This is a genomic window from Streptococcus oralis, assembly GCF_003944215.1.
Lineage (GTDB): Bacteria > Bacillota > Bacilli > Lactobacillales > Streptococcaceae > Streptococcus > Streptococcus oralis_BI.
In genome coordinates this window covers 1-22,860 of sequence record NZ_RJVZ01000017.1, presented here as the reverse complement: position 1 = coordinate 22,860, position 22,860 = coordinate 1, and the positions used below count along the sequence as shown (strand labels likewise).

The window sequence follows — 22,860 nt, the reverse complement described above, 5'->3', positions numbered from 1 at the left end:
TTATATTTCTTTCGGTTGATAATAGTTTTCTACTTCTTTTTGGAGATGAGATAGCATAGAGGTCTCATCGGTTAGTTCCAGAAGGGAGAATCCTTTTTGAATAAGTTTAGAATCATACGTACAAATTCCAATACGGACATAGCAGATAGCAAGCCTATCGTAGCTTTTCTTGTTCTTGGCATCCTCCAGTAAAGTGTAGCAGATTTGTTGGCACATGTTTCTATCTTGATTGTATAAGTAAATGGTAGAGAGGTTGAGTAGGATTGCCATTCGCAAGTCATATAAATGTTGATAGTTTTTATAGACTTCTAAGCGTTGCAAGATTTTTCCAGTGATGAGATGGAGGTGTTCAATGGGAAATCTGAAAAGGATGGTATTGAGGATTTTTAGGTCACTCTCATACCACGTATCTTGTTTTTCAATTTTTCTCCAAAGTTTCTTGACAATCTGTTCTGTGTGGTTTGATAATTCCCCTGTCCCGTGTTGACGGATATAAATGACAACTTCAAGCATGTCGCTGATTTCCTCTATAGGGAGATCGTGGTGGGTCTTGAGATAGTCTTGGCATTTTTGAAATAGTTTTTCGAGTTCACTAGTCCCTAGGATTGAGCTCATATTGAGGTAGCTTTGTATGATTTCCGCTCGTTGGCTAGGTTGATAGAGATGGCAAATATAGTCAAACTCTTCAAAGGTCATATTAATTTGCTGGAGAAGAAACTCCATATTCTCATATTTAGGAGTTGTCTTGCCACTTTCGATTTTTGATAGGCTGGTTCTTGAAAGGACGCTGCCACAGACATCTTCTTGGGTCAACCCTTTTGACTCACGGATTTCTTTATAAACATTTCCAAAATCGTAGCGCATGATCTCCTCCTTATGTGTGAAAAAAGTTAACAAGGAATTGAATCCTATTAAACATATTGTATCATAGTAATATAAAAAGTAAAAAAGAAAGTCGAAATAAATTTGTAAAAAAGGTTGACATAGTTTAAAAATGGAACCAAAGATAAGAGGAAAAATGATGAATAAAAAAATATTTTGTATTCTAGTATGTATTATATCATTGATTAGTCTGGCCATAATCTTTCCATGGGGCTGGCCAATATAATGTAAGGGAGCTTGAGTTGTTAGAGGAAGCTCAGTCCTTGGACAAAAATCTGCTGTACTACAATGCTTGGAACGATATCAAGAACAAAGAATGATACAGTTGAAAATAGACTGATTCAAGAACTACGGGGCAGTGATTGAGGTTTGGGTGACATCAAAGAAAAGTTTTCTGATAATATTTCATGCTAAATGTGCAGTCTTTAGCACTCAAGAGATAGAGTTATTTTGTTAAACGAAGTCTTTCTAGGAAAGAGATTTGGAATAAGTGCAATAGCACTATCTCTTGTGCAAATTTAGAATGAATTGATTAACTACATGTCAAAAATTAGTCTTTTATAAGTTATAGCATCATGGCAGATATCATAATATTGTAGCTATTTAGCATATATGGTATAAAAGTTAGATTAATTCTAAAGAATTGAGTATTCTATGTTAAAAAAATATCCTTGTACGATGCAACACGATCAGTCAGATTGTGCTGCAGCAGTTGTTTCAACAGTTCTTTTATCTTACAAAAAGGAACTATCAATCATGAAGATTCGGGAAATTATTGGGACAGACATGTATGGAACGACTGTAAGTGGTATTGTTTCAGGTCTGAACAAATTGAATTTTACGGTAAAAGCTGTCCGAGTAGCTCTGGAAGATTTGACCCCGAAATTAACATTTCCTGCGATTCTTCAAGTTAAGAACGATTTAGGTCAAAATCATTTTGTGGTATTACATAGTATCAAAATGAATAGTAAATTCTACGTAGCAGACCCTGCTAGTGGCATACGCAAGATGTCAAGTGACGAACTGGGAGAAATTTATCAAGGTATTACTCTTTTTATGGTTCCAAATTCGGATTTTGAAAGAGGGAAACTAAAGGGAAAAGGACTTCTTGATTTATTTGGAACGTTGATTTTTAATCAAAAAGGATTGATTAGTACAGTCATATTAGCTTCCTTTGTTTTAAGTATCATTGGTATTTTATCGAGTCTCTTTTCAAAAGTTATCATGGACGAGGTGATTCCATATGCTTTAAAAAATAGTCTGTATATGTTTTTGATAGTATTTGGAATAGTGTCGTTCTTACAGACTCTTCTATCTGCATTTCGTCAGCACGTTCTTTTGTTTCTATCTCGAAAAATTGATATACCGGTTTTAATGGGATATTATGACCATATTATTCATCTTCCCTATAGTTTTTTTGGAAGTCGTAGAGTTGGTGATGTTTTAACGAGATTTCAGGATGCGATGACGATAAAGAATGTGTTTACGTCAGTCTCTATTTCATTAGTTATGGATATCACCTTGTCAGTTATTAGTGCGGTTGTCCTTTGGACTATTAATCAATCTTTATTTCTGATATTGGTTTTTATGGTTATTGTTAACATCATTCTTATATACTGTTTTAAAAAGCCTTATAAAAAAATTAATCATGAACAAATGGAAGCAAATGGACTTCTTAATTCACAGTTAATTGAATCCATTCGTAACATTGATACCATTAAGTCTCAGCATGACGAGGAACAACGTTTAAACAAAATTGAAGAAAAATTTGTTCATACTTTAGAAATTGGTTATAAAGAGGGTGTTTTGCAGAATATTCAGTCTACAATATCTTCAATGACCTCAACCATGGGTGGGTTATTATTTATGGGAGTGGGCGCCTTATTTATCATTGATGGGAAAATGACCATTGGGGACCTCTTGGTTTTTCAGACATTAAGTCAATATTTTACAGAACCTATTCAGAATCTAGTTGGTTTGCAGTTAACCTTTCAAGAGGTACAGGTTGCGGTTAGTCGGCTTCAAGAATTGATGGAAGTAGATCGTGAAGACCTTGACTTGGATTATAGTATTAGAGACTTCACCTTATGTGATGACATTGAATTTAAAGATGTAACATTTGCCTATGGTTCACGCCCTCCTGTTATCAAAAACTTTAATTTGCGAATTAAACAAGGAGAAAAAATAGCTTTTGTTGGAGAAAGCGGAGCAGGAAAAAGTACGCTAGTTCGTTTGTTATTAAGATTTATAAATCCGAGTGAGGGGAAAATTTGTATAGGAGAAAATGACTTATCAGATCTTGACTATGGTAAACTACGTAAGAAAATTTCCTACATTCCACAGACCATAGAGCTCTTTACAGGGACAATTATTGATAATCTAAAAATTGGTAATCCTTCTGTCACATATGAGGATATGGTGAGAGTTTGTCGTATTGTTGGTATTCATGATACGATTCAACGTCTTCAAAATCGTTATGGCTCCTTTGTAGAAGAAGGTGGTCAAAATTTCTCGGGTGGAGAGAAACAACGATTGGCTATTGCAAGAGCACTACTGAGTAAAGCTGACTTGTATATATTTGATGAGGCAACCTCTAACTTAGATTCATTTAGTGAACAGATTATTCAGGATTTAATCTTTAATAAAATAATGGATAAGACAACAATTGTAGTAGCACACAGGCTGTCTACAATTCTTCGATGTGATAAGATATGTTTTTTGGAGAATGGTTCCATTGTGGAATATGGAACTCATGAGGAATTAATGGCGAAAAACGGAAAATATGCTAGAATGGTCGAGTTACAGAGTATTTATATGAAGCAACAAGTAGAACCGTCGGTTATGTTAGATGCAGAGGAGGTTACTTATGGCTAAACTAGAGATTAAAGATAATAAAAAACTAGTACTAAAGTCAGTTATCTGTAAAAAGTTGTATGATATAAAAGCAGAAAATATAAATCAAGAGATTGAAAAGTTTTATCAACATTTGCAATTATTAAAAGCACAAATTTTTGGTCCATTAATTGTAAAAAGTTGTGGTACAACTATTCATGATGATGGATTGATAACGACTGATTTTGAGTTTTATATCCAAGCCCATAATGCTCAACAGTACAGTAACATTTATGATGTACAGGATTCCATCTCTGTTCCATATTGTTTATATGTTCGTTTTGAAGACAGTCCAGAGTATCTACAGTATGCGTATTCTAAATTGGATCTACATGTCTATGAAAATGATATTCAAACGGACGGGATTGTCTATACAGTTTATGTTAATTCTTCTCCTGAAAAAATGGTAGTAGATATTTTTAGACCAATTGTAAGCCTATGAAATTATATAATAAATCAGAATTACGTTATTCTCGTATTTTCTTTGATAAGAAACCACCAGCTTTTGTGTTCATTCTCATTATTTCAACTGCTATTATTTTAAGTGGTGCATTGATTGGCGCAGCTTATATACCCAAAAACTATATTGTAAAAGCGAATGGGAATTCACTTATAACAGGTACAGAGTTCCTATCAGCAATTAGTTCAGGGAAGGTAGTTACTTTACATAAGTCAGAAGGGGATATTGTAAAAGCAGGAGATGTCATTGTTTCGTTATCAAGTGGACAAGAAGGTTTACAAGCGAGCTCTTTAAATAAACAATTGGAGAAGTTACGCGCAAAAGAAGCCGTCTTTCAAAAATTTGAACAATCATTAAATGAGAAATACAACCATATGTCCAATTCGGGCGAAGAACAGGAATATTATGGGAAAGTTGAATACTACCTGTCTCAATTAAATTCAGAAAATTATAACAATGGTACCCAGTATTCAAAGATTCAGGATGAGTATACGAAGTTGAATAAAATGACGACTGAAAGAAATCAGTTAAATACCGACTTGCAGGCTTTACAAAATGAATTACTTCAGCTTCAACAACAATCAGACTCATCCCCTCTATCAGATACGACATCAGCTGATGATAAAGCTAAGTTAGAAGCTAAGATATCAGAAATAACAACAAAAATCGAAGCATTAAAAACAAGTATTACTTCTAAGAATAGCGAGATTGATAGTCAACAAAGCAATATTAAGGATATGAACCGTACCTATAATGATCCAACTTCTCAGGCTTATAATATTTATGCCCAATTAATTAGTGAGTTAGGTACTGCTCGTTCAAACAACAATAAAAGTATTACTGAACTTGAGGCTAATCTTGGAGTGGCAACAGGTCAAGATAAAGCTCATAGCATTTTAGCGCCAAGCGATGGCACTCTGCACTATATGATACCTTTAAAACAAGGAATGTCTATTCAGCAAAACCAGACGGTGGCAGAAGTTTCAGGGAAAGAAAAAGGTTACTATGTAGAAGCTTTTGTACTTGCAAGCGATATTTCTCGTGTTTCTGAAGGAGCAAAAGCTGAAGTTGCTATTACTGGTGTAAATAGTCAGAAATATGGAACACTGAAGGGACAAGTCAGACAGATTGATTCAGGAACAATTTCCCAAGAAACGAAAGAGGGGAATATCAGTCTTTATAAAGTCATGATAGAATTAGAAACCTTAACTCTAAAACATGGAAGTGAGACAGTCGTCCTCCAAAAGGATATGCCAGTTGAAGTGAGGATTGTCTATGATAAAGAAACCTATCTTGATTGGATTTTGGAAATGTTAAGTTTCAAGCAATAATTGGTTTTAAACATTAAGTCACCTATAAAATAAAGTAAGATAAAGGAAAGATATCTTATCTAGGTAACTAAGTGCTATAAACAAAGTCGACGATTACTTGTTAGGAACCTATCCTAACCATGCCTAATAAAAAAGGAGAAAATAAATGGAACTCGTATTACCAAATAATTATGTTGCTCTTGAGCAAGAAGAGATGATGTATCTTGATGGGGGTGGTGTTGGTCGTAACTGGTGGAATAGTAGAGGTAGTCTTGCAACAGTTCTGGATGTAGGTCTGGCCATCTATAGTGGTGGTGCGACAATTTATTCTGCTTATGCAATAAAAAAAGCTATCTCAGCTAATAGAGGGGCTATTACGAGAACATTACGTAGTTTAATAATTAAACATGTAGGTAGCGCAGCTGGCCATTTAGCCAATACTGCACTAAACGTTGCGCTAACTGTTACTGGATTTTCACTAGGTGGAGCAATCGCATATGGGGCTGATTGGGCTGACGGTAACCTAGATGGTTATATTTTTGCTTAAAATGAAACATTTTTTTGCAGGAATTGGTGAGATAAGATTTATTAGTTATCTATTGTCTCTATGTGTAGGACTAGCCCCTCTTTTTCATATATATATCATAGGTTCTGAAATGAGCTTTGTGAAAATAGTATTATCTATTTTGGGTATTATATTTGTTTGTATTTTAACTATTGCTCGAATTTATAGGAATTTTTTCTATAAAGAATAGTTTGGATTTGAAAAGTGTCCAGATTGAAGAAAAAGTCCATTTTGGACAATTTTCTTCAATCTTTTTCTTTGCTAGAGAAAGTAGAAAACTCTTAAAAATAGCATTATATCAGCATTTCTAAGAGTTTCTACTATATAATAGCCAACCTTCAAAAGAGCAATTTTGCAACTCTGATAGGGTTTGTCTACGTTCTGAGAGTCCTTTAGGACTCTTTTTTGTTTTGCTAGAACAAAAAGTGTAAATATCTTTTCAGGAATACTCTTTTTGTATGAATTCAATGCAATGTTTTGAATTGTTTTAAAACTCAAATAATAAGCTTTTTTCTTGAATAAAATGAGATAAAATACAGTTTTCTCTTGACAAACGAGGGCGAGAAGTGTATTATTTATACAATTTAAAAGTATAAAAATAAGAGGAGGTTTTCTATGAATAAAGTAAAGAAGGTGTTGATGACGATGTTTGGTTTGCTTATGTTTCCCTTATTATTTGCTTGTAGTAACACTCAATCCCAAGGTGTTGAAGCCATTAAAGCTAAAGGAAAATTGGTGGTGGCCCTAAATCCAGAGTTTGCTCCATTTGAATACCAGAAATTAGTCGATGGGAAAAATCAGATTGTGGGTTCAGATGTTGAGCTAGCCAAAGCCATCGCAAAGGAACTAGGTGTGGAAGTGGAGTTCTCTCCAATGAGTTTTGACAATGTACTGGCTAGTCTTGATTCAGGAAAGGCCGATCTCGCCATATCAGGTGTTTCTAAAACGGAGGAGAGAAGTCAAGTTTACGATTTTTCAATTCCCTACTACACTTCGAAAAATAAGGTGATCGTAAGAAAATCTGAATTAACGAATTACCAATCAGTGAAGGATTTGGCTCAGAAAAAGGTTGGAGCGCAGAAAGGTTCTATCCAGGAGACTTTGGTCAAAGAAACCTTGCAGAATGCTTCTCTCGTTTCACTTCCTAAAAATGGAAATTTGATAACAGATTTGAAATCAGGGCAACTAGATGCGGTTATCTTTGAGGAACCAGTGGCGAAAGGATTTGTAGAAAATAATCCAGACCTAGCCATCACTGAGTTTGATTTTGACAATGACAAAGAAGATTCCTACGCTGTTGCGATGAAAAAAGACAGTAAAGAATTAAAAGAGGCGGTTGACAAAACCATCCAGAAGTTGAAGGATTCTGGGGAGTTGGACAAATTGATTGATGATGCTTTTAAAGCCTCTATCGAAAAATAGAAAGAAGGATGAGAAATGAGTAAGGAAAAAGTTATTTTAGCCTATTCAGGTGGATTGGATACATCAGTTGCTATTACATGGTTAAAAAAAGACTATGATGTGATCGCTGTTTGTATGGATGTGGGTGAGGGAAAAGATTTGGAGTTCATCCACGATAAAGCTCTCAAGGTTGGGGCTGTTGAGTCTTATGTCATTGATGTTAAGGAAGAATTTGCTAATGACTATGTTTTAGTGGCCCTTCAGGCTCATGCCTACTATGAGCAAAAGTATCCCTTGGTATCCGCTCTGAGTCGCCCTCTTATTTCAAAAAAACTCGTTGAAATAGCTCATCAGACGGGGGCAACTACAATTGCCCATGGTTGTACAGGTAAGGGAAACGACCAAGTTCGGTTTGAAGTCTCTATTGCAGCTTTGGATCCCAATTTAAAGGTAGTTGCGCCTGTTCGTGAGTGGAAATGGTCTCGTGAAGAAGAGATCCAATATGCCAAAGAAAACGGAGTTCCAGTTCCAGCTGACCTTGACAATCCTTACTCTATTGACCAAAATCTTTGGGGACGTGCAAATGAATGTGGTGTTTTGGAAAACCCTTGGCACCAAGCACCAGAAGAAGCATTTGGAATCACATCTTCTCCAGAAGAGGCACCAGACAGTCCAGAATTTATTGATATTGAGTTTAGCTGTGGGGTGCCCATCTCCCTCAATGGCGAGAAGATGAAAGTGGCTGATCTGATTCAAAAGCTCAATGAAATTGCAGGCAAACACGGTGTTGGTCGTATTGACCATGTGGAAAATCGCCTAGTCGGTATTAAGTCAAGAGAGATTTATGAGTGCCCAGGTGCTGTGACTTTATTGACAGCTCATAAGGAGATTGAGGACTTGACTCTTGTGAGAGAAGTGGCTCATTTCAAACCTATTATCGAAAATGAGTTGTCCAATCTCATCTATAATGCCTTGTGGTTTAGCCCAGCAACTCAGGCTTTGATTGCCTATATCAAGGAGACACAGAAAGTTGTCAATGGAACTGCAAAAGTTAAACTCTATAAGGGGAACGCCCAGGTAGTGGCTCGGAAATCACCAAATTCTCTTTACGATGAAAATTTGGCGACTTATACTAGTGCGGATACCTTTGACCAAGATGCAGCCGTTGGATTTATCAAGCTTTGGGGGCTTCCGACCAAGGTTCATTCAGAAGTTCAGAAAAATGTTGAGTAGTGACGCGATAGAAAGGGACATACAGGATATGCCGAAAAATACAAAATTATGGGGTGGTCGATTTGAAGGCACTGTGGAAGAGTGGGTAGAACAGTTCGGTGCGAGTATTTCCTTTGACCACCAGCTGGCAAAATTTGATTTAATGGGTTCCTTAGCTCATGTTCAAATGCTAGGACAGACTAGCATTTTGAGCTTGGAAGAGGCAGAGCAGATCCAAGATGGTCTGCAAGCTTTGTTGCGAGATTTAGAGGCAGGAGAGCTTCATTTTGATATTGCAAATGAAGATATTCATATGAACATGGAAGTGTTGCTGACAGAGAAAATCGGTCCTCTGGCTGGAAAACTACATACGGCTCGTTCTCGGAATGACCAAGTCGCAACGGATATGCACTTATATCTAAAGGAGCAGCTTGGCCATGTCTTGGATAAGTTGGCGAATCTGAACAGTGTTTTGCTGGATTTGGCTGAAAAACATGTGGAAACCATCATGCCAGGCTATACCCATTTACAGCACGCCCAACCGATTAGTTTTGCCCACCATCTCATGGCTTATTACAATATGTTTCAAAGGGACAGCGAGCGTTTTGCATTTAACCTAAAACATACGGACCTATCTCCCCTGGGTGCGGCTGCCTTAGCGGGAACAACTTTTCCAATCGATCGTCAATTATCAAGTGATTTATTGGGCTTCCAACAACCCTATACCAATTCCTTGGATGCCGTGAGTGACCGTGATTTTATCTTAGAATTTCTATCAAATGCCAGCATTCTGATGATGCATATGAGTCGTTTTTGTGAAGAAATCATCAATTGGTGCAGTTTTGAGTATCAGTACATTAGCTTGTCTGATAGCTTTTCAACAGGTTCGTCTATCATGCCCCAGAAGAAAAATCCTGATATGGCCGAATTGATTCGAGGGAAGACAGGCCGAGTTTACGGGCACTTGCTTGGGCTATTGACCGTCATGAAATCTTTGCCTCTGGCTTACAATAAGGATTTGCAAGAGGACAAGGAAGGCATGTTTGATACAGTAGAAACGATTTTAAATTCTCTGGATGTGTTGGCAGGTATGCTATCGAGCATGCAGGTTAATAAGGCCAAAATGCAGCAATCTACAGAGAATGATTTTTCGAATGCGACCGAACTGGCAGATTATTTGGCAGAAAAAGGCCTCCCCTTTAGAGAAGCACATGAAATTGTAGGGAAATTGGTTCTAGACTCTATCAAGCATGGTAAAAATATCCAAGATTGGGATTTGAAGGAGTTGCAAGTCTACCATCCCTTGATTGAAGAGGATATTTATATCTACTTGCGTCCAGAAACCGCTGTTCAGAGGCGGAATTCCTTAGGAGGAACCGGCTTTGAGCAAGTGAAATACCAGATAGAACAAGCGAAGAAAGAACTTAAAGGGGAAAATTGATTCATTTGCAAAGTAAGAAAGAGAGGCTGAGATGATTTATCAGCCTCTTTCTTGTCTTCTCCAACCAAGCGTGTTATAATGAATACTGCTCAAGCGACCTTCAATCGTTGAAGCACACACGACCTTCAATCGTGAACTAGTCATTTCGTTTATCTTTTATTACGTCGTTAACTCGTCTTGCCTAACTCAAGTTATGCCTGCGACTCGTTGCCTAGTCCTAAAAGCAAACGAAAAGACTATACTCAAATAAATTCTATTGAAAGTCATAATAAATAGAATTTTGAAGGGTATGAATAAACGAATAGATGGGAGACTTACCATGAGTGATAACTCTAAAACACGTGTTGTCGTGGGGATGAGTGGTGGTGTTGATTCGTCGGTGACGGCTCTCTTGCTCAAGGAGCAGGGCTACGATGTGATCGGTATCTTCATGAAGAACTGGGACGACACAGATGAAAACGGCGTCTGTACGGCGACCGAAGATTACAAGGATGTGGCTGCGGTGGCAGATCAGATCGGCATTCCTTACTACTCTGTCAATTTTGAAAAAGAGTACTGGGACCACGTCTTTGAGTATTTCCTAGCGGAATACCGTGCAGGACGCACGCCAAATCCAGATGTTATGTGCAACAAGGAAATCAAGTTTAAGGCCTTTTTGGACTATGCCATGACCTTGGGAGCAGACTATGTAGCGACTGGGCACTATGCCCGTGTGACGCGTGATGAGGATGGCATTGTTCACATGCTTCGTGGCGTGGACAATGGCAAGGATCAGACCTATTTCCTCAGCCAACTTTCACAAGAACAACTCCAAAAGACCATGTTCCCTTTGGGACATTTGGAAAAACCTGAAGTACGAAAACTAGCAGAAGAAGCAGGCCTTGCGACTGCTAAGAAGAAAGACTCGACAGGGATTTGCTTTATCGGGGAAAAGAACTTTAAAGAATTTCTCAGCAACTACTTACCAGCTCAGCCTGGTCGCATGATGACTGTGGATGGTCGCGATATGGGTGAGCATGCTGGTCTGATGTACTATACGATCGGTCAGCGTGGCGGACTCGGTATCGGTGGGCAACACGGTGGTGATAATGCTCCTTGGTTTGTTGTCGGCAAAGATTTGAGCCAGAACATTCTCTATGTAGGCCAAGGCTTCTACCATGATTCGCTCATGTCGACTAGCTTAGAAGCCAGTCAGGTCCACTTTACTCGTGATATGCCAGAGGAATTTACGCTAGAATGCACGGCTAAATTCCGCTATCGTCAGCCTGATTCTAAGGTGACCGTCCATGTCAAAGGAGATAAGGCTGAAGTCATCTTTGCAGAACCTCAGCGTGCTATTACACCTGGTCAAGCCGTTGTTTTCTATGATGGTCAGGAATGTTTGGGCGGCGGTATTATTGACCAAGCGTATAAAGACGGAAAAGTTTGTCAGTATGTCTAACTGGAGTTAAGTAAAAATGATGAGTTCTCAATTTTTTTATGCATTTATGGCATTTTTCGCTATAATAAACCCAATTTCAAATCTTCCTGCTTACATGGCTTTAGTAGCAGATGATAGTCAAAAAATTTCACGAAAAATTGCTTTTAGGAGTCTTTTTATTGCCTTTGTTATTGTAACTGTTTTTATCTTTTCAGGAGATTTTATTTTTAAAGTATTTGGAATTACAATTGTTTCTTTCAAAATTGCTGGTGGAATATTAGTGGCCGTTATCGGTTATCATATGATTAATGGTAATCATTCACCCAGCTATAAAGGAATGGAGCAGCAAGCAGTAAATTCAGATCCAATGTCTATTGCTATTTCTCCTCTTGCAATGCCACTTTTTGCGGGACCAGGTACAATTACAACTGCTTTAAGTCTGGCTAATGGAGGTTTGCAGAATCAACTGATAACCGTAGTTGCTTTTGCTCTACTATGTGTCATCACTTATCTCCTGTTAAGAAGTGCAAAACAAATTGCAGGCTTCTTGGGAGAAAATTTGATGAAAATTATAACGAAAATGATGGGACTTTTACTATTCTCGATAGGAATACAGATGATTATCGTCAGTGTGCAGACCTTGCTCAAACAGTGATTTGCATTGACAAAACGATTTGATTTGATAAAATAACTTTAACAATAGTCATGATGGTCAAAGCTCATGGATGTTGCAGGCTTTTTGTTCTGGACTTCTCAGAGTTTTGACTGTTTTTGTGTCGTTTAAGGGAAGGACAAAAATGACTCAACAAGACTTTCGGACAAAAGTGGGAAATACGGTTTTTGGTGTTCGGGCGACAGCCTTGATTCTTCAAAATCGCAAGCTCCTAGTTACCAAAGACAAGGGCAAGTATTACACTATTGGCGGTGCGATTCAAGTCAATGAAAGCACGGAAGAAGCGGTAGTTCGTGAAGTGAGGGAAGAGCTGGGTGTCAAAGCTCAAGCTGGGCAGCTAGCTTTTGTGGTCGAAAATCGTTTTGAACAGGACGGTGTTTCCTATCACAACATTGAGTTTCATTATCTGGTGAACTTGCTTGAGGCTGCCCCATTGACCATGCAGGAAGATGAAAAAACGCAGCCCTGTGAGTGGATTGATTTGGATCAGCTCCAGAATATTCAGCTCGTTCCAGCTTTTTTAAAAACAGCCCTACCAGATTGGGACGGCCAACTAAGACACATTCATCTTGAGGAATAGGAGAGAAAATGATGGTTAAGCTTATTGCCCATGTACTTGTTTATAGTGGCGATGATTATTTGCTCATTCAGCGTTCGGAAATTAAAAGAGGAGAACCCAACGTTTATCCAACTTACTGGGATATTCCTGGTGGCGGGGTTGAAAAGGGTGAACTTCCGCGAGATGGAGCTCTTAGAGAATGTGTTGAAGAAGCGGGAGTTAGGCTAGACAGCAGTTCGCTCAATCTTCTTCACGAAGATAGTCAACTGGATACCTCTAAGGATACTGTCTTTACTCGCTTAGTTTATAAAGCAGAGTGGGTTGGGGAGAAGCCAATTATTAGATTAGATCCTGAAGAGCATACGCACTTTAAATGGGTTACTATGGCTCAAGCTCTAGAGGAGGAGAAGTTAGTTCCTTATTTGCGAGAAATTTTTGAAAGGTTAAGAAATGACTTATAATTTTACAGAAGAATACGATATTATTGTAATCGGTGCGGGGCACGCTGGGGTCGAGGCTTCCTTAGCTGCCAGCCGTATGGGCTGTAAGGTCTTGCTTGCGACCATCAACATTGAAATGCTGGCTTTCATGCCTTGTAACCCTTCTATCGGTGGCTCTGCCAAGGGGATTGTTGTGCGTGAAGTCGATGCCCTCGGTGGTGAAATGGCCAAGAATATTGACAAGACTTACATCCAGATGAAGATGCTCAACACAGGGAAAGGACCTGCTGTTCGCGCCCTTCGTGCGCAGGCTGACAAGGAGCTTTACTCTAAGGAAATGCGCAAGACAGTTGAGAATCAAGAAAATCTGACCCTTCGTCAAACCATGATTGATGAGATTTTGGTGGAAGATGGTAAGGTTGTTGGTGTGCGGACGGCGACCCATCAAGAGTATGCTGCTAAGGCTGTAATTGTGACAACGGGGACTGCCCTCCGTGGAGAAATCATCATCGGGGATCTCAAGTATTCGTCAGGTCCTAACCACAGCCTAGCTTCTATTAACCTTGCTGACAATCTCAAGGAACTGGGCCTCGAAATCGGTCGTTTCAAGACAGGAACCCCTCCACGTGTCAAGGCCTCTTCTATCAACTACGACGTGACAGAGATTCAGCCAGGAGATGAAGCGCCTAATCACTTCTCATACACGTCACGTGATGAAGACTATGTCAAGGATCAGGTGCCATGCTGGTTGACCTATACCAACGGTACCAGTCATGAAATTATCCAAAATAACCTCCACCGTGCGCCTATGTTTACAGGTGTGGTCAAGGGAGTGGGGCCTCGTTACTGTCCGTCGATTGAGGATAAGATTGTGCGCTTTGCGGATAAGGAACGCCATCAGCTCTTCCTTGAACCAGAAGGACGCAACACAGAGGAGGTCTATGTGCAAGGTCTTTCAACCAGTCTGCCTGAGGATGTCCAGCGTGACTTGGTTCATTCTATCAAAGGTTTGGAAAATGCAGAGATGATGCGAACAGGTTATGCCATTGAGTATGATATGGTCTTGCCTCATCAGTTGCGTGCGACTCTGGAAACCAAGAAAATCTCAGGTCTTTTCACTGCTGGTCAGACAAATGGAACGTCAGGTTACGAAGAGGCAGCAGGCCAAGGGATTATCGCTGGTATCAATGCGGCTCTGAAAATCCAAGGCAAACCTGAGCTAATCTTGAAACGGAGCGATGGCTATATCGGGGTGATGATTGATGACTTGGTGACCAAGGGAACCATTGAACCCTACCGTCTATTGACCAGTCGTGCTGAATACCGTCTCATTCTGCGTCATGACAATGCCGATATGCGTTTGACAGAGATGGGACGCGAGATTGGACTTGTGGATGATGAACGCTGGGCTCGTTTTGAAATAAAGAAAAACCAATTTGACAATGAGATGAAGCGCCTCGACAGTATCAAACTCAAGCCAGTCAAGGAAACCAATGCCAAGGTTGAAGCAATGGGCTTCAAACCATTGACTGATGCAGTAACGGCCAAGGAATTTCTCCGTCGCCCAGAAGTCTCTTACCAAGATGTGGTGGCTTTCATCGGTCCAGCTGCAGAGGACTTGGATGACAAGATCTTTGAATTGATTGAAACAGAGATCAAGTACGAAGGCTATATTTCCAAAGCTATGGATCAGGTTGCTAAGATGAAACGCATGGAAGAAAAACGTATTCCAGCTAACATTGACTGGGATGACATTGATTCTATCGCAACCGAAGCCCGCCAGAAGTTCAAACTCATCAATCCAGAAACCATCGGCCAAGCTAGCCGTATTTCGGGAGTAAATCCAGCAGATATTTCTATTTTGATGGTCTATCTTGAAGGTAAAAATCGTAGTATTTCTAAAAATCAAGAAAAGAAAGCATAGAGAAAAACAGCTCCGAAGACGGGGCTGTTTTGTTGATTTATTCTTCTTCGTCTGGTGTGAGGATCATCGGGATGATAATCGGCTCACGTTCTGTATTTTCATAGAGGAATGGGCGAATGGCATTGACGATAGCACCGTTGACAGATTGGATACTAGCATCCTTGTTTTTTAATGCGATACGAATTGCATTGAAGAGGATGCGCTGGCTTTGGCGAATCAAGTCGCCAGACTCTCGCATGTAGACAAAGCCTCGGCTGAGGATGTCTGGACCAGACAAGATCATTTTAGATTTGAAGTCAACAGTTGCGACTGCAAGTACGACACCGTCTTCAGATAGATCACGACGGTCTTTGAGGACAGCTGCACCGATTTCGCCAATACGATTTCCATCGACATAGATGTCTTGGGCGTTGAAATGGCCTGCGATACGAGCAGAGTTAGCAGTAAGGGCAAGCACATCACCATTGCTCATGATAAAGATGTTGTCCTTCTCGACACCAGTATCCACCGCTAGTCCAGCATGGACTTTCTGCATACGGTATTCACCATGGACAGGCATGAAGTATTTGGGCTTGATCAAGCGGAGCATGAGTTTTTGCTCTTGCTGACCACCGTGTCCAGAGGTGTGGATATTGTTGATTTTACCGTGGATAACTTCAACACCAGCTTCTGAGATGATGTTAATCAATTTGTTGACGCTAGTAGTATTTCCGGGTATTGGGCTAGAAGAGAAGATAACAGTATCGCCGGGTTGGAGTTGCACCTGACGGTGGGTTCCATTGGCGATACGAGAGAGGGCTGCCATCGGCTCACCCTGACTACCTGTACAGAGGATTAGAATCTCGCCTGCAGGGTAGTCTTTGATTTCATTTGGCTCGATAAAGGTTCCCTTAGGAGCTTTGATGTAGCCAAGTTCGATACCGTTGACAATGGCCTTTTCCATAGAGCGGCCAAAGACTGCAATCTTGCGTCCAGTCTTAACAGCGGCATCCGTTGCTTGCTGGAGACGGAAGATATTTGAGGCAAAGGATGCAAAGATGATACGACCTTCGATGCCTTGGATAATCTTCATGATGGACTGGCCAACGACTTTTTCAGAGTTGGTAAAGGTTGGCACTTCTGCATTTGTCGAGTCAGAGAGGAGACAGAGAACACCCTCTTCACCAAGAGCTGCCATACGGTGCAAGTCTGCAGGTTCACCAACTGGAGTGAAGTCGAACTTGAAGTCACCCGTACAGACGATTTTTCCTTGAGGAGTATGGATGACAATCCCCAAAGGCTCTGGAATAGAGTGAGTGGTTCTAAAGAAAGTTGCCTTGAGATTTTTAAAGGTCAACTCAGTGTTGTGGTTGATTTCGTAAAGTTTGGCGTTGCGCAAGAGACCGTGTTCTTCGAGTTTTCCACGGATCAAAGCCAGGGCAAGCGGTCCAGCGTAGATAGGGACGTTTGCTTGTTTGAGAAGGAAAGGAATCCCACCAATGTGGTCCTCGTGTCCGTGTGTAATCAAAACAGCCTTGACGCGGTCGATATTGTCCACGATGTAAGAGTAATCAGGAATGACATAGTCGATACCCAGCAAGTCATCTTCTGGGAATTTAATCCCAGCATCGACGATGATAATCTCGTCTTGGTATTCAATTCCGTAAGTGTTTTTCCCGATTTCTCCCAGACCACCGATGGCAAAAACGCCGACTTCTTCAGGTTTAAGAGTGTAGGCCATATTAGAACTCCGTGATCTCGAAAGCGCCAGTTTCTTTTTCGTAATCTAGCAATTTGTCAGACAAGAGTTCGATATACTCGATATTGTACTCTGGGCGATTTTCTTCGACAAGTTGGCGAGCAGCGATGCGGCCCTCAAGTTCTGAGCTGGCATCAATGTCTAGGTAAAGTGCGCGTGTTGTTTCACGGCGTGGGCTACGTTCTTTTGTTTCTTGATAAAAAACTTTGTAAATCATATAGTTCCTTTCTATTTACAGGTCAGCTTATTCCAAACTTTTAGTAGAGATTTGCTTGATTTCATTCCATTTTGTGTCTAGATTGACCTTGATTCGTTACAATTATTTCAATTATACCACAAAATGAAAAATTAGTAAAAGACGGAAATGGAGAAAGTCGGGAGGGGAAGAAGGAGCAAAAAAACAGGTAGGATTTGGTCGGAGAGCGCTTAGGTGTTATAATGGAAAGAGAAAGGGAAGTTTATGGACGGGAATATTCCCTATAGCTTTTAAAACAAGGAGGATTAAGAATGTTTAGTTTGTTTGAATTTGCAGTAGGGGTTCGCCTCTTGATGTTTGTAATTTTTGTAGCCTGTGTCTATGGTGGAAATCTTATTTTTACGTATCTAGAACACCGCAAAACAAAATTCCTTTGGAAGCTTGCTTTTGTGACGCTCTATTCAATTTTTCTCCTTCTTGTAACCTATGTTGTCTGGTTTGTTTTTTACTTCGGTTTAAATGCTTAAGCTCCAGTTATTCATCTAAGTATACAGAAAATCCACCCCGTATTAATAGAGGGGCGGACTTTTCTATTTTCAGATGATATCCTTATGTTTACGATGATGATCTCTCGCATCGAAAATCGAGTTGCAACATATATGACTTATCCAAATTTCTTATGAAGATCCTTTCAAATTCCTTGTTCACTTATATATTAAAAAAAGCTACAACTTTTTTTAATTTTTTGTGCAGAATTGCTTGTCCTAAGTGTCAGGCCCTTTTGTTTCAAAACAAAGAAAATTCCCATGCGTCAGCTTTTGTAGTATAATAGTAAACAGACCAAAAGATAGGAATGTGTTATGAAAGTATTAGCTTTTGATACGTCCAGCAAGGCTCTTTCTCTAGCCATTTTAGAGGACAAGCAAGTTCTTGCCGAGACCACGATCAATATCAAGAAAAACCACAGTATTACCCTCATGCCTGCCATTGATTTTTTGATGGCAAGTTTGGATTGGACACCTAAGGATTTGGATCGAATCGTGGTCGCTGAAGGGCCAGGTAGCTACACGGGCTTGCGAATTGCGGTAGCAACTGCTAAGACCTTGGCTCATACCCTGAACATTGAGTTAGTTGGTATGTCTAGCCTCTTGGCTCTGGTGCCACGCCAACAAGAAGGCTTGGTGGTTCCTTTGATGGATGCGCGTCGCAACAATGTTTATGCAGGGTTTTATGAAAATGCTCAGTCTGTCTTGCCAGAAGCGCACTTGTCTTTTGCGGAAGTGCTAGAGCAGGTCAAGGATGCTGAACAGGTAACCTTTGTCGGAGAAGTTGGAGCCTTTGTGGGACAAATCCAAGAACAACTACCACAAGCTAGCTACCAAGAAACCTTGCCAAATGCAGCTAATCTAGCTCTTTGGGCCTGGGATAAGGAAGCAGCCTCCTTGCACGACTTTGTGCCAAATTACCTCAAACGAGTTGAGGCTGAGGAAAATTGGCTTAAGAATCACACCGAGTCTGGCGAATCTTACATTAAACGCCTATGATTGAAATCAAACGAATTCAACAGCAACCTGACCTGGCTCAAGCCATTTACGCTGTCATGGCGGATGTTTACTCAGTTAGCCCTTGGACGCTGGAACAAATCCAAGCAGACCTGTCCCAAGACCAGACTTGGTATGCTCTGGCTTATGATGGGACAGAAGTGATTGGTTTTTTAGCCGTTCAGGAGAATCTCTTTGAGGCAGAAGTCCTGCAAATCGCTGTCAAGGGAGCCTATCAGGGTCAGGGAATTGCATCAGCCTTGTTTGTAACATTACCAGTAGACAAGGAGATTTTCCTCGAAGTCAGAAAGTCAAATCATCGAGCGCAAGCATTTTACAAGAAAGAAAAGATGGCGATCATCGCTGAGCGAAAGGCCTATTACCATGACCCAGTCGAGGACGCCATCATCATGAAGAGAGAAGTAGATGAAGGATAGATATATTTTAGCATTTGAGACATCCTGTGATGAGACCAGTGTCGCTGTCTTGAAAAACGACGATGAGCTCTTGTCCAATGTCATTGCGAGTCAAATTGAGAGTCACAAACGTTTTGGGGGCGTAGTGCCAGAAGTGGCCAGTCGTCACCATGTCGAGGTTATTACAGCCTGCATCGAGGAGGCGCTAGCAGAAGCAGGGATTAGAGAAGAGGATGTAACAGCTGTTGCGGTCACCTACGGACCAGGATTGGTTGGAGCCTTACTGGTTGGTTTATCAGCTGCTAAGGCCTTTGCTTGGGCTCATGGACTTCCGCTTATCCCTGTGAATCACATGGCTGGTCACCTCATGGCAGCTCAGAGTGTGGAGCCTTTGGAGTTTCCTTTGTTGGCACTCTTGGTCAGCGGAGGACACACCGAGTTGGTCTATGTGTCAGAGGCTGGCGATTACAAGATTGTTGGAGAGACACGAGACGATGCGGTTGGGGAGGCCTATGACAAGGTCGGCCGCGTCATGGGCTTGACCTATCCAGCCGGTCGTGAGATTGACGAGCTAGCTCATAAAGGGCAGGATGTGTATGATTTCCCTCGTGCCATGATCAAGGAAGACAATCTGGAGTTTTCGTTTTCAGGTTTGAAGTCTGCCTTTATCAATCTTCACCACAATGCCGAGCAAAAGGGAGAGAGCTTGTCCAAGGAAGACTTGTCTGCTTCCTTCCAAGCAGCAGTCATGGATATTCTTATGGCCAAAACCAAGAAGGCCTTAGAAAAATACCCTGTTAAAACCCTAGTCGTGGCAGGTGGCGTGGCAGCTAATAAAGGCCTCAGAGAACGCCTAGCAGCTGAAATCACAGATGTCAAGGTAATTATCCCACCCCTGCGCCTCTGCGGAGACAATGCAGGTATGATTGCATATGCCAGCGTAAGCGAGTGGAATAAAGAAAACTTTGCAGGCTTGGATCTCAATGCCAAACCAAGTCTCGCCTTTGATACGGTGGAATAAAGAGTCAGCTTTGAGCTGGCTTTTTAACTCCGAAAAATGTCAGAATATTTTGACACAACCGTAAAAATGATGATATAATATGTAAAAATTAGGAGGTGGTCAGATGATTGAGAGAATGGAATTAGGGGAATTTTACAAGGAATTGCGATTGGCTAGAAAACTCAAGCAGTCAGATGTGGCTTGTGAGGGTCTAACAGCATCCCAGCTATCTAAGTTTGAACTAGGGCAGTCTATGCTGTCTGCGGATAAACTGATACTAGCTATCCAAGGGATAAATGTGACCTTCGATGAGTTTGGACACAAGCTTAATAATTACCAGGAATCCCCACATATGCGAATCGGTCGAAAGGTTGTAAATCGTTTTGCCCATCAAGATATAGCTGGCTTAGAGAAACTATTAGAGGAAGTCGAGCAAGAACAGATGGCACATACCTATCGTCGTTTAAATGCTATTGTGATCAAAGATGCCATTCATTCCTTGGATAAAAACTATCTGCTAGAAGAGGAGGATAGCGAGTTTTTGACTAGCTACCTCTATGCTATCGAGTCTTGGACCTGGTTTGAACTCTATCTTTTTTGCAATACCATGCCCTTCTTGAGCAATCAAGATCTGATTTTTTTATCAACCTCCTTACTTGAAAAATCCAAGGAATTTAAAGAGTTAGTACACAATCGATTGTATATGAAAAGTGGTTATCTGAATATCATCTCAGAGCTCATGGAGCGCAAACTTTTTTCCTATATCCCAATCTTTGAAGCCGAGTTGGGGAGCATGCTCCGACCATATGATGTTTTCGAGAAAGTATCATTGCAGTTTTTAAAGAAATTGAGCATTTTCCTTCAAACCAAAGGAAGCAATCAAAAAGAGATTGAAAACTTTATCCAATCTCTGCAAGTATTAGAAAATCCCCAATTAACAGCCCTTTTTGAATTACGCTTCCAGCAATACAAAGAACTTATCGATTAGTTAGAAATGGAATGATAATAACCCACTCTGAAATGAGTAGAAGCATTAGTTGAATTTTTCTTTTCTTCATCATTATATTCCTCCTTGTTAGTACTACCTTCATTATATCAAGGAAAGAGTCAAATTTACAAAAATCGCAAATGTGAAATTTCTATAAGAAAAAATATCAAATATGCGATTTTTTAAAACAAGCCAATTTCCGTGTTATACTATCCTTGTAAATCATTTGAAGCAAATCCTAGGTCGTAGAAGTGGTTTACAAATAGAATTTTGATCTTGTTAGGTTGTCATTCTATGGAATTTACAGTTCTACCTTGAACTTAGTTCGCAGTACAAAAATTTCAAGTGCGTAGTGTTGTAATTGAAAATTCAATTGATACCATACCACTTGGTAAATGTATTTTTATACAAAAATAGAGTAGCTTAATTACTTACAGGATTGAAATATAAAATAGAAAAGGAGAAGAATATGACAGCGTTTGTACATGAATTATCATGTGAATCAGAAAGATTCAACCAGTCTGAAGACGTAACAATTACTTTCTTTTGTACAGTATTGTAAAAGATCCTCAATTAATAAGTTTATTTTTAGACTTATAATGTTTTTTGAATTTCAATATAGGAGATACCAATTCAGGTAATTGTTAAAGAAAAAGTCATTATAACAACAGGAGAGAAAGATGTATAAATATAAAATTGTAGATGAAGAAAGTCTGCCTATTTATGGTTATAAAATTCACATATCAGCAACTCTTAATAATTACAAGGATATCTATAATCTTCTTTCTCCGTTGTTAGATGATAGAAAGATATCTTATAAGTATATATATCGGGAAGAAGATGTGGCCTATAATTTCTCTGTTAGAGAATCTCCTGCTAATTCGGGGAAATACTTTACGATTTATCCTGAAAATGATTATGCTTTTCGTAATATCTTAGAGCTTCTTTACCAAACTATTCCTAAAAATATGGAGGGAATTTATATTCTAAGCGATCGTGCTTATAAAGATTCCAATACAATTTTTTACAGATATGGCTTCTTTAGAGAAGATTTGGAGTATTTAGAAAAAGGTATTCCGACTTTACTAGGGCCAAATGGAGAAAAGTGGCAAGACTACCAAAAACCATATTTTAACTTACCAGAGTGGATTCAAGATATTCAAGAGAATACGTTTACAAAGGATTCATATTTAGCAAGAAATTATAGATTAAAAACCGTACTATCACAGTCAAATGGAGGAAATGTCTATCAAGTAGACTCAGTGACAGGAGGGAAAAAATATATTTTAAAGGAGTGTCGACCTCATATTATTTCTTTTGGACGGGTAGAGAATCAAACTCTTAGAAAAAATGAATATGAAATTTCAAGAAAATTACTAGACTGCGTTCCAGCTGTGCACGAAACCGTCACAGAGTGGATTAACCAATATTATATTTATGAGTTTATAGATGGTAGTGATTTATTAAAATCTACAAAACCATATTCTATTGTTAGTTATCATAGGTCTAATAAGGAGTTAAACGCTAGGAAATTTAAAAGTTTTGTATTAATTACCAAGGAATTGTTAAAATTGGTTGAATATCTTCATAGTAGGAATATTATTTTAAATGATATACATCCTGGAAATTTTATAAAATCCGAGGATAAACTTTACTTTGTAGATTTAGAAAATAGTTATGAGTATGGTAATAAACCAGCTATTGGCTTGTATAGTGTAATTAGCCTAAAAGAGTGGAACTCTATAGATGGAAAAGTATCTGATTGCCATAAAGTTGGGAATTTACTACTATTTTTACTGGCT

The 22,860-nt window shown here is 39.6% G+C and carries 22 protein-coding genes; 19 read left to right on the top strand and 3 right to left on the bottom strand.

What is annotated here, in order from left to right; genetic code table 11:
- A complete protein-coding gene (locus D8804_RS08820; protein ID WP_125399530.1) occupies positions 1-864 on the bottom strand; it encodes a helix-turn-helix domain-containing protein in 864 nt (287 codons plus the stop codon).
- 672 nt (positions 865-1,536) lie between these two features.
- Here D8804_RS08820 and D8804_RS08815 point away from each other — a divergent pair.
- The 13 genes from D8804_RS08815 to mnmG all read left to right on the top strand — a co-directional run bounded on the left by D8804_RS08815 (position 1,537) and on the right by mnmG (position 15,179).
- A complete protein-coding gene (locus D8804_RS08815) occupies positions 1,537-3,756 on the top strand; it encodes a peptidase domain-containing ABC transporter (protein ID WP_125399529.1) in 2,220 nt (739 codons plus the stop codon).
- Positions 3,749-4,216 (top strand): AraC family transcriptional regulator, encoded by a 468-nt coding sequence (locus D8804_RS08810; protein ID WP_125399528.1) that lies wholly within the window; start codon positions 3,749-3,751, stop codon positions 4,214-4,216. The genes D8804_RS08815 and D8804_RS08810 overlap by 8 nt, the downstream gene beginning before the upstream one ends.
- On the top strand, positions 4,213-5,565 hold the full coding sequence (locus tag D8804_RS08805; RefSeq protein ID WP_125399527.1) for a beta-barrel domain-containing protein: 1,353 nt from the start codon (positions 4,213-4,215) through the stop codon (positions 5,563-5,565). Before D8804_RS08810 ends, D8804_RS08805 begins: the two co-directional genes overlap by 4 nt.
- Positions 5,566-5,710: 145 nt before the next feature.
- Positions 5,711-6,091, top strand: coding sequence for an SP_0115 family bacteriocin-like peptide (locus D8804_RS08800; protein WP_125399526.1), 381 nt, complete (start codon positions 5,711-5,713; stop codon positions 6,089-6,091).
- Position 6,092: 1 nt separating this feature from the next.
- Positions 6,093-6,299, top strand: a complete 207-nt coding sequence (locus tag D8804_RS10320) for a hypothetical protein (protein ID WP_061418545.1) — start codon at positions 6,093-6,095, stop codon at positions 6,297-6,299.
- A gap of 425 nt (positions 6,300-6,724) precedes the next feature.
- Entirely contained in the window at positions 6,725-7,531 is an 807-nt protein-coding gene (locus tag D8804_RS08790; RefSeq protein ID WP_125399525.1) for an ABC transporter substrate-binding protein, read from the top strand.
- Positions 7,532-7,546: 15 nt separating this feature from the next.
- On the top strand, positions 7,547-8,743 hold the full coding sequence (locus D8804_RS08785; protein WP_125399524.1) for an argininosuccinate synthase: 1,197 nt from the start codon (positions 7,547-7,549) through the stop codon (positions 8,741-8,743).
- A gap of 28 nt (positions 8,744-8,771) precedes the next feature.
- Complete coding sequence (gene argH / locus D8804_RS08780) at positions 8,772-10,163, top strand: argininosuccinate lyase (RefSeq protein WP_125399523.1); 1,392 nt, start codon at positions 8,772-8,774, stop codon at positions 10,161-10,163.
- A 319-nt stretch (positions 10,164-10,482) separates the two neighbouring features.
- Complete coding sequence (mnmA, locus tag D8804_RS08775) at positions 10,483-11,604, top strand: tRNA 2-thiouridine(34) synthase MnmA (protein ID WP_125399522.1); 1,122 nt, start codon at positions 10,483-10,485, stop codon at positions 11,602-11,604.
- A gap of 19 nt (positions 11,605-11,623) precedes the next feature.
- Complete coding sequence (locus D8804_RS08770; RefSeq protein ID WP_125399535.1) at positions 11,624-12,238, top strand: MarC family protein; 615 nt, start codon at positions 11,624-11,626, stop codon at positions 12,236-12,238.
- Between the two features lie 142 nt (positions 12,239-12,380).
- Entirely contained in the window at positions 12,381-12,836 is a 456-nt protein-coding gene (locus D8804_RS08765; protein ID WP_125399521.1) for an NUDIX hydrolase, read from the top strand.
- An 8-nt stretch (positions 12,837-12,844) separates the two neighbouring features.
- Positions 12,845-13,276 carry an NUDIX hydrolase gene (locus D8804_RS08760; RefSeq protein ID WP_125399520.1) on the top strand — a complete coding sequence of 144 codons (432 nt, stop codon included), beginning with the start codon at positions 12,845-12,847 and terminating at the stop codon, positions 13,274-13,276.
- Positions 13,266-15,179, top strand: a complete 1,914-nt coding sequence (gene mnmG, locus D8804_RS08755; protein WP_125399519.1) for a tRNA uridine-5-carboxymethylaminomethyl(34) synthesis enzyme MnmG — start codon at positions 13,266-13,268, stop codon at positions 15,177-15,179. Before D8804_RS08760 ends, mnmG begins: the two co-directional genes overlap by 11 nt.
- A 37-nt stretch (positions 15,180-15,216) precedes the next feature.
- Here the strand turns inward: mnmG and rnjA are convergent, their stop codons facing one another.
- A complete protein-coding gene (gene rnjA, locus D8804_RS08750) occupies positions 15,217-16,899 on the bottom strand; it encodes a ribonuclease J1 (RefSeq protein WP_071851719.1) in 1,683 nt (560 codons plus the stop codon).
- A 1-nt stretch (position 16,900) separates the two neighbouring features.
- Positions 16,901-17,134 carry a DNA-dependent RNA polymerase subunit epsilon gene (locus D8804_RS08745; RefSeq protein ID WP_000639572.1) on the bottom strand — a complete coding sequence of 78 codons (234 nt, stop codon included), beginning with the start codon at positions 17,132-17,134 and terminating at the stop codon, positions 16,901-16,903.
- Between the two features lie 290 nt (positions 17,135-17,424).
- On the opposite strand from D8804_RS08745, the gene D8804_RS08740 reads away from it, so the two are divergent.
- The 6 genes from D8804_RS08740 to D8804_RS08705 all read left to right on the top strand — a co-directional run.
- The gene (locus D8804_RS08740; protein ID WP_061454149.1) at positions 17,425-17,640 is read left to right on the top strand and encodes a hypothetical protein; all 216 of its coding nucleotides are present in this window, start codon (positions 17,425-17,427) and stop codon (positions 17,638-17,640) included.
- Between the two features lie 333 nt (positions 17,641-17,973).
- Positions 17,974-18,657, top strand: a complete 684-nt coding sequence (tsaB, locus tag D8804_RS08725) for a tRNA (adenosine(37)-N6)-threonylcarbamoyltransferase complex dimerization subunit type 1 TsaB (protein WP_125399518.1) — start codon at positions 17,974-17,976, stop codon at positions 18,655-18,657.
- Positions 18,654-19,091: a ribosomal protein S18-alanine N-acetyltransferase gene (gene rimI, locus D8804_RS08720; protein WP_125399517.1), complete on the top strand. Its 438-nt coding sequence runs from the start codon at positions 18,654-18,656 to the stop codon at positions 19,089-19,091. Before tsaB ends, rimI begins: the two co-directional genes overlap by 4 nt.
- Positions 19,081-20,091 carry a tRNA (adenosine(37)-N6)-threonylcarbamoyltransferase complex transferase subunit TsaD gene (gene tsaD / locus D8804_RS08715; RefSeq protein ID WP_125399516.1) on the top strand — a complete coding sequence of 337 codons (1,011 nt, stop codon included), beginning with the start codon at positions 19,081-19,083 and terminating at the stop codon, positions 20,089-20,091. Before rimI ends, tsaD begins: the two co-directional genes overlap by 11 nt.
- A 103-nt stretch (positions 20,092-20,194) precedes the next feature.
- Positions 20,195-21,058, top strand: a complete 864-nt coding sequence (locus tag D8804_RS08710) for an XRE/MutR family transcriptional regulator (RefSeq protein ID WP_125399515.1) — start codon at positions 20,195-20,197, stop codon at positions 21,056-21,058.
- 680 nt (positions 21,059-21,738) lie between these two features.
- A partial coding sequence (locus D8804_RS08705; RefSeq protein ID WP_142999715.1) for a class III lanthionine synthetase LanKC N-terminal domain-containing protein occupies positions 21,739-22,860 on the top strand: 1,122 nt, incomplete at its 3' end.